We start from the raw sequence: 7,348 nt of genomic DNA on the forward strand, positions 1-7,348 counted from the left end.
GTCGAGGCAGCGCGCGGTGAGGTCGCAGGCCTTGCGCATGCCGGCAAAGCCTTCTTCGCCATAGAGGCGGATCTGGCCGGTGTTTCTGAGCGGTGCCGTGGCGGCGTCGAGATAGGTGACCATTGTGTCCGTCTTGCCGGAAGAAAGGGCTTCTAATGAGCCTGTGAGAAAAGTCTCTCAGATTTGGCACCGGACGGCGCCAGGTTCAAGGACGAACTGCCGACGACGGGCACAAGCCGGCGAAATTCATGCGTTGCGGCTTCACCTTGTGCCTGTCCAGGGTGTTCGTCCGCACTGACGACATATTTCTGAGCAAGAAGCGTGGCCCGAGCAAGAAGCCGGTCAAGGCAACCTTTTTGCAACGAGCGGCGTTGCTGCGGGAACGCTGCTCGGGAGAGACACGAATGGACAGATTGCAATTCGAGGTGCCGGTGCGCATCACGACGGCGCCTGGCCTGCCGGTCGAGGAAATATACAGCGTCGAACAGGCGCTGGATTTCCTGCAAGGCTGGCCGGTTCGCCGGCAGGGCCCGGTCTATCAGGCTGCGTTCAATGCCTGTTTCGGCGCCACGGTCGACCTGGTCGACACCGAGGAGGCTTGCCGGGCGTTCATGGCGTTCTGCCGGGTGAGCCGCCTCCTGGCCAGGGATATGATGGTTCCAGGCAAGCGTTCTGGCGAGGCGAGGGGGCTGAGGGCTTAAAGCGCGTCGCGTTCGAACGGGCTCATGCGACGCGCTTGAGCTCTTGTTCTTATGCATGTCGTAAAACCGCTGCGCATTTTTGCGCGACATCCATTAGCGCCAGCTGGGCTCCAGGTTCTTGAGGAACCGTTCGAAGATCGGGTCGAACCGGTCCGGCGAATCCCAGAACGGCGCGTGGCCGGAATTGCTGATCAGGTGTTTCTTGCCTTCCCAGAGGTTGGAGAAGGCAATCGTGTCGACGAAGTCGGTGTTGACGAACGGCTCGTCGGCGCCGTTGAGCACCGCGATCGGCGGTGTCTTGCCGGCGACGATCGCGCTCTGGTCCTTGCCTTCGCCAGCCGCGAATTTGCCGAGCATCAGTCTGCGCGCGCGGCCATCGGTGCGCGCGACGGCATTGCGGAGCAGCTGGTCATAGGGCTCGCCGCAGGTTGAATGCGCATAAGCGTCGATATCTTCTTCGGTGAGGGTCTCCTTGCCGGCCAGGCCCATATGCGGGCTGGGCTTGAAGCCATTGTCGAGATCGGCGCCGGCGACCGGCGGCGTGCCGGTGATCATCAGACCGAGCATGCCGGGATAGCGGTCGATCATCTCCAACCCGATATGACCGCCCAGCGACCAGCCGAAGACCGCTGCTTTTTCGACGCCAAGCCCGTTCATCACCTCGGTCATGGCGTCGGCGTAACCCGGCATCGAGTAGCTGCGATCCGGATCGACCGCGTCGCAGGACTCGCCATGACCGGGAAGATCGACCGCGATCAGATGGTAGGTTGCGCCGATCCTGCCGTCGAACTGATTGCGGAAGACGGCGCCCGACGACGAATTGCCGTGGATCATCAGCACCGGCATGCCGGTGCCGGCGCTTTCGCGCACGGCGAGCGTGCCGTGACTGGTTTCGATCGTCTTTATCGTGGTCGCCATCCCTGTCTCCATCTGTCTCGATTCGCTTGGCCGCTGCAGTTCCGCGAACTGCTTAGCAGGCAAATTTGTCCGCCTACGCATGAAAATATCTTTTCAAATTGACCCGCCTGTGCATAATTTGTCAATCATCCAACCATCGTCACGATAATAACAGGGGAACAGGATCAATGATGACCAAGTCGATGAAACGCCATTTCAGGCATATGCTGCTCGGAACGTCGCTCGGCGTGATGCTGGCCACTGCGCCGGCATTCGCCGATGTCGTCAAGATCGGCCTGCTGGCGCCGCTGACCGGCCCGGCGGCGGCCGACGGCCAGGAATTCCAGCGTGGCGCGCAGATGGCGATCGACGAGGCAAACAGCGCCGGCGGCGTCGGCGGCCATACGTTCGAACTGGTCGTGGGTGATGTGAAGGACCAGTCGGCGGCGAACGTCACCAGCGCGGTCGAGCGCCTGCTCGGCGACCAGGATGTGCATTTCATGCTGACCGGCTATGCCAGCCTGACCAATTTCGAGATCGACAACATGGCCGAGGCGGAGATGCCTTACATGCTTGCGGCCACATCGCAGCAGACCAAGGACATCATCGCGCCCGATCCGGAAAAATATGCCTGCTGCTGGTCGCTGACCCCGTCCTTCGACGCCTACAACACCGACGTCACGGTTTTTGTCGAGAAGCTGGCAGCCGAAGGCAAGATCACGCTGCCGACCAAGAAGGTCGCCATCATCTCGTCCGACAACGCCTATTCGAAGACCATCTCCGAAGGCATGAAGAAGACCTTCAAGGAGAAGGGCTGGACCATCACCGTCGATGAGCTCGTGCCCTTCGGCGAGGTGACCGATTGGCGTTCGATCCTGGCCAAGGTGCGCGAGGACGTGCCGGACGTGGTCATCAACACCGACTATCTGCCCGGCAATTCGGCCTCGTTCCTCAACCAGTTCCTGGAGCAGCCGACCAAGAGTCTGGTGTTCCTGCAATATGCGCCGAGCGTTCCGGAATTCGTCGAGCTGACCAAGGAAAAGTCGGACGGCGTGATCTATAACCTTCTTGGTGGCGCGCTGACCACGCCGAAGAACCCGCGTGCCGACGAAGTGGCCGGCAAGTTCAAGGCCAAATACGGCGTCGAGAGCGGCACATACGGCGTCGGTCTCTACGAGATGGTCAATGTCTATTTCGACGCGCTGAAAAAGGCCGGCGACCCGAGCGACCATGCCGCAATCATGAAGGCGCTGTCCAAGACCGACAAGCAGGTCGCCGAGGGGCGCCTGAAATTCGATCCGGCGACGCATCTTGCCATGCAGGGCGACGACTACATCCCGATCACCTTCTTCCAGATCTGGGACGGCAAGCGCGCCTTGATCTCGCCCGCCAAATACGCGACCGGCGAGTTCCAGCCGCAGCCCTGGATGAAATAGCGGCATGCCGCTGCTTGAAATCGAAGGCGTATCGAAGGCGTTCGGCTCGCTCAAGGCGGTCGATGATGTTTCATTCGCAGTCGAGGCCGGAGAAATCTTCGGCGTCGCCGGGCCGAACGGCAGTGGCAAGAGCACGCTGTTCAACGTCATCACCGGCATACCGTTCGGTCCCGACAAGGGCCGGATACGGTTCGACGGCATGGAGATCCAGGGCAAGACAGGCAATGCCATTGCACAGCTCGGCCTTCTCAGGACCTTCCAGCGCGAGACCAGCTTCGACGGGCTGACCGTGTTCGAGAACGCGCTGATCGGCGCAAGCTATGGCAAGCCCGGGCGAGGGGCGGCCGAGGCGCGGACCCGCGCCGCCGAGGCCCTGGAGTTCGTCGGCCTTTCGTCGGCCACGTTCGGACGGCTCGCCGGCGAATTGTCGGTGTTCGACCGCAAGTGCCTGATGCTCGCAACGGCAATCGCCACGGAGCCGCGCATGCTTTTGCTCGACGAGCCGGCATCGAGCCTGACCAAGCCGGAGATCGAGACGTCGATCGGTTTGATCAGGCGCACCGCCGCGCGCGGCATCACCGTGGTGCTGATCGAGCATGTGCTGACCTTCCTGATGAGCCTGTCGCAACATCTGCTCGTGCTGAACCAGGGCCGTGTGCTTGCCGCGGGCGACCCCAAGAGCGTGATCGCCGACCATCGCGTGGTAGAGGCCTATCTCGGGACAAGGAGATCGGCGGCGTGAGCGAGAGCCCGATCCTGAGTGTCGAGGCGGTGACCGCCGGCTATGGCCGTGTGACCGTTCTGCATGAGATCACGCTCGAGGCTGGCCGGTTCGGCAATGTCGGTCTGTTCGGGCCGAACGGTCACGGCAAGACGACGCTGCTCAGGACCATTTCCGGCTTGGTCGCGCCGAAACGCGGCCGCGTCGTCTTCGACGGCAAGGACATCACTGGCTTGAGCGCGCGCGCCATCGTCGCCACCGGTCTCATCCACGTGCCGCAGGGCAACAAGCTGTTCCCGGATCTGACGATCGGCGACTGCATGGCGCTTGGCGCCTATTCGCCGCGCGCACGGCCGCACGAGGCCGAGAACCGCGAAAAGGTGGTGAAGCTGTTCCCGAAGCTCGCCGAACGGTGGCGGCAAAGGGTGCGCACGCTTTCCGGCGGCGAGCGCCAGATGGTGTCGATCGGCACGGCGCTGATGAGCCATCCGCGTCTGCTGATCCTCGACGAGCCGACGCTTGGACTGGCGCCGAAGATCAAGGACGAGCTCTGCACCGCCGTCATGGATATCTCGAAGGGCGGCGTGCCGCTCGTCGTCGTGGAGCAGGACATCGAGTTCCTGCTCGAACTCAGCCGGCAGCTCTTCCTCGTCGATCACGGAGCGGTCAAGACCGAGATCCGGCCGGGCGAGAGCATCGAGCACAGCGAAATCATGGCGATGTATTTCGGGCATTGAAGGCAGGATCGGACAGGGTTCGGGCATGAGCATGTTTTCGGATATCTTCTTTGGCGGCCTGTTCCAGGGCTCGCTCTACGCGATGATGGCGGTCGGGCTGGCCCTCGTCTGGACGACGATCGGTGTGTTCAACTTCAGCCATGGCGTGTTCATGATGCTGGGCGCCTATTTTGCCTGGCAGCTCGTCGCCTTCGGCCTGCCGGTGGTGATCGCCTTCCCGCTCGCCGTCATCGTCATGGCTGGCGCCGGCTGGATCCTGCAGGCCTCGGTGGTGCGGCCGCTGATCGGCCGTCCCAACATCGTGCTGGTCGTCGTCATCACCACACTGGCCGCCGGCTCGCTGATGGAGAACGGGGCACTGACGGTCTGGGGTCCGCGCTCCAAGCAGCTTCCGAGCCTGATCGAGGGCAACACCACCATCGCCGGTGTCGGTGTGTCGCTGCACCAGATCGCGATCATTGTCATCACGCCGCTGATCCTTGCGGCGCTGTGGTCGTTCCTCAACCGCACCCGGCTCGGCCTAGCGCTCAGGGCGGTCGCGCAGAACGAGGATGCGAGCCAGCTCGTCGGCCTCAACGTCACGGCGCTTTACGGCCTTGCCTTCGCCATCGCCGCTTCGCTGGCCGGGCTGGCCGGGATCTTCATGGGCGGCTACCGCTTCATGAACCCGTCGATGGGTGCCGACCCGCTGCTCAAGGCACTGATCGTGGTGGTTTTCGGCGGTATTTCAAGCATTTCAGGACCGATCTTCGCTGCCTACCTGATCGGATTCTTCGAGGCGGCGAGCAACTACTATTTCGGCCTCTACTGGACGCCGGCACTGCTTTTCCTCGTGCTCATCGCGACGCTCATGGTGCGCCCGGAGGGTATTTTCGCCAGCCGTTCCAGGGGGCTCGCATGACGCTCCTCGACATCGCCATCCCGTCTGCTCCCGGCCGTGTGACCTGGAACCGCGAGGCGATCGGCTTCGTGGCGGGGTTCCTGCTGCTTGCCCTGTTGCCGCTCGTCTTCGGCGACAGCTACAGCCGGCATGTGCTGATCATGATCTTCATCTACGCCATCGTCGCCTCGAACTGGGACCTCAGCCTCGGCTATGGCGGCGTCTTCAATTTCGGCCACCTGGCATTGTTTGGCATCGGCGTCTATGCCTACAGCCTGCTCGCCAAGCAGGCCGGCATCGATCCGTGGATCGCGCTTGTGGCGAGCGGCGTGATCGCCACCGTGGCGGCCGTGCTGGTGACCATTCCGATCCTGCGGCTCAAGGGCATCTATATCATCCTGGTCACTTTCGGTTTCGCACAGCTCGTCATGCAGGTCATCATCAGCCAGTCGGACCTGACGGGTGGCACGCAAGGTCTGGTGCGGGTGCCCGGCCTCTATCTTTTCGACCACAACATGATCCGCGACGGCAAGATCGGCTATTTCTACATCGCACTGACACTTCTGGTGCTCAGCACGCTGTTTTTGCGGCTGTTCGTGCGCTCTCGAGCCGGCGCCAGCATCGTGGCGCTGCGCGACAATGAGGAATACGCCATCAGCCGCGGCGTCTCGCTGGTCCGGCAGCGCATGGTGACACTGGCGGCAAGCGCCTTCTTCACCGGGATTGCCGGGGCCTTCTACGCCGCCTACCAGCGTAACGCCTCGATCGACGTGTTCGGCATGAGCCTGGCGACCATCATCCTGTCGATGGTGCTGCTCGGCGGAACGAGCACGATCTATGGCGCGATCATCGCGTCCTTCGTGCTCACCGTCTTTTCCGAGGCGATGGCCGATTTCGGCGCATGGCGGCTGATGATCTCGGCGCTGCTCATCATCGTCATCATGCTGGTCTACCCGAGCGGCCTGGTCGGCATGATCCGCGCTGCCTGGACGATGGTGGCCGAGCGCATCAAGGTGCGCTGATATTCAGGTGAGGCCGGCCTGCAAATGGCGGCTTCCTGCGCTTCCGGTGCTCACGTACCCAAAAGTACGCTGCGCTCCGGTTCTCGGAACCCACCATTTTCGACTCGGCCTGACCTGAATCTCAACACACCTTAACCAGCTCGAGTTTAGCGGACGCCGCACCAGTCGATGACGGAGGCGGCGATGACCTTGGCGGTCTCCACCACCGAGTCGATCTCGACATATTCGTCGGCGCCATGGAAACCGTCGCCGGACGGACCGAAGATGACACCGTCGACGCCGGCGCCGGCATAGTGCGCGGCGTCGCATACGGCGACGAAGCCCTTCACCTCAGGCTTCTTGCCGATGCGCGCCTTGTTGGCGACGAGCGACCGGACCAGCGGATGATCCGGCGAGGTGTTCATCGGCGGGAAGTACAGGCCGCCCAGCTCCCACTGGATGGTCGGCGGGTTTTCACGCAGCCAGGCGTCGGTGGCAGCGAAATGATGCACGAAAGTCTCGAAATCGCGGCGATAATCGGCTGAATTCTCATCAGGCAGGAATTTCATATCGAGATCGAGAACCGCGACGTCCGGAATGATCGCCGGGTTGGTCATCACCGTCGGCAGGCCGTTCTCGCCTAGTCCGGTGCCGCCCTGCATCACCCCGATGTTGATCGTGTTCATGCCGAGCGGCAGCAGCGGATGCGATCTGGCCCGCGTGCGGTCGAGCTCGTATTGGCGCACGGCGGCGATGAAGCGCGCGGCGATCTCGATTGCGTTGACGCCGGGTTCCAGCCGGTCCTTGTCGTGGCGCTGCGGATAGATCTCATTGTAGCGCAGCGCCGAATGCGCGTTGCGGCCGCGGATCGTCACCCGCGCCCATTCGAGCCCGCCCTCGACCGGCAGCACGTCGCCCCAGGTCGGCTCGGCGACCAGCACCGCCTTGGCGAGCTTGCCCCTGGCGACCGCATCC

8 protein-coding genes and 1 pseudogene are annotated in these 7,348 nt (G+C 62.8%); 6 read left to right on the forward strand and 3 right to left on the reverse strand.

Going from position 1 to position 7,348, the window contains the following annotated elements:
* Positions 1 to 123: pseudogene (locus EOB36_RS35590) on the reverse strand (type I methionyl aminopeptidase); the annotation flags it as partial.
* 281 nt (positions 124 to 404) lie between these two features.
* On the opposite strand from EOB36_RS35590, the gene EOB36_RS32285 reads away from it, so the two are divergent.
* A complete protein-coding gene (locus tag EOB36_RS32285; RefSeq protein WP_126106348.1) occupies positions 405 to 701 on the forward strand; it encodes a DUF982 domain-containing protein in 297 nt (98 codons plus the stop codon).
* A gap of 93 nt (positions 702 to 794) precedes the next feature.
* Here the strand turns inward: EOB36_RS32285 and EOB36_RS32290 are convergent, their stop codons facing one another.
* A complete protein-coding gene (locus EOB36_RS32290; protein WP_095485432.1) occupies positions 795 to 1,619 on the reverse strand; it encodes an alpha/beta hydrolase in 825 nt (274 codons plus the stop codon).
* A 167-nt stretch (positions 1,620 to 1,786) separates the two neighbouring features.
* On the opposite strand from EOB36_RS32290, the gene EOB36_RS32295 reads away from it, so the two are divergent.
* From EOB36_RS32295 to EOB36_RS32315, 5 genes are read left to right on the forward strand one after another with little or no spacing between them, the layout of a single operon-like run.
* Positions 1,787 to 3,034 (forward strand): ABC transporter substrate-binding protein, encoded by a 1,248-nt coding sequence (locus EOB36_RS32295; protein WP_128286479.1) that lies wholly within the window; start codon positions 1,787 to 1,789, stop codon positions 3,032 to 3,034.
* 4 nt (positions 3,035 to 3,038) lie between these two features.
* Positions 3,039 to 3,776: an ATP-binding cassette domain-containing protein gene (locus tag EOB36_RS32300; RefSeq protein ID WP_095485430.1), complete on the forward strand. Its 738-nt coding sequence runs from the start codon at positions 3,039 to 3,041 to the stop codon at positions 3,774 to 3,776.
* Positions 3,773 to 4,492 (forward strand): ABC transporter ATP-binding protein, encoded by a 720-nt coding sequence (locus EOB36_RS32305; protein WP_126106349.1) that lies wholly within the window; start codon positions 3,773 to 3,775, stop codon positions 4,490 to 4,492. The genes EOB36_RS32300 and EOB36_RS32305 overlap by 4 nt, the downstream gene beginning before the upstream one ends.
* Before the next feature lie 25 nt (positions 4,493 to 4,517).
* The gene (locus tag EOB36_RS32310; protein ID WP_095485428.1) at positions 4,518 to 5,393 is read left to right on the forward strand and encodes a branched-chain amino acid ABC transporter permease; all 876 of its coding nucleotides are present in this window, start codon (positions 4,518 to 4,520) and stop codon (positions 5,391 to 5,393) included.
* On the forward strand, positions 5,390 to 6,394 hold the full coding sequence (locus EOB36_RS32315) for a branched-chain amino acid ABC transporter permease (protein WP_126106350.1): 1,005 nt from the start codon (positions 5,390 to 5,392) through the stop codon (positions 6,392 to 6,394). The genes EOB36_RS32310 and EOB36_RS32315 overlap by 4 nt, the downstream gene beginning before the upstream one ends.
* 146 nt (positions 6,395 to 6,540) lie before the next feature.
* Here the strand turns inward: EOB36_RS32315 and EOB36_RS32320 are convergent.
* On the reverse strand, positions 6,541 to 7,348 hold an 808-nt coding region (locus EOB36_RS32320), incomplete at its 5' end, for a M20/M25/M40 family metallo-hydrolase (RefSeq protein ID WP_128286480.1).

This window comes from Mesorhizobium sp. M6A.T.Cr.TU.017.01.1.1, from assembly GCF_004023115.1.
In the GTDB taxonomy this organism is placed as follows: Bacteria; Pseudomonadota; Alphaproteobacteria; order Rhizobiales; family Rhizobiaceae; genus Mesorhizobium; species Mesorhizobium mediterraneum.